1 pseudogene is annotated in these 417 nt (G+C 61.4%); it reads right to left on the bottom strand.

Going from position 1 to position 417, the window contains the following annotated elements:
- A pseudogene (locus tag AC0L20_RS39990) lies at positions 1-417 on the bottom strand (malate synthase G); the annotation flags it as partial.

A 417-nucleotide genomic window follows, 5' to 3' on the forward strand; every position in this document is an offset into this window, starting at 1 on the left:
TCAGCGTATTGCGCGGCAGGTTCAGCACGTCTTCGATGCGACCGAACAGCTCGTTGGTGAACGCTGCTTCTTCGGGGCCGTGCATTTTCGGTTTGAAGATGTACACCGAACCGGTGCGGCTGTTCTTGCGAGTGCTGTTGCCGTTGAGGCTGTGGATCGCCGCCAGGCGGGTGATCAGGCCGTCGAGAATGCCTTCCGGCACTTCGTTGCCGTCTTTGTCGAGAATCGCGTCGATGGTCATCAAGTGGCCAACGTTGCGCACGAACAGCAGCGAACGGCCATGCAGGGTGACGTCGTTGCCGTCCACGCCGGTGTAGACGCGGTCGGGGTTCATGGTGCGGGTGAAGGTCTTGCCGCCCTTGGCCACTTCTTCGGCCAGGTCGCCCTTCACCAGGCCGAGCCAGTTGCGGTAGATCA

This window comes from Bradyrhizobium sp. Kon58, assembly GCF_055807455.1.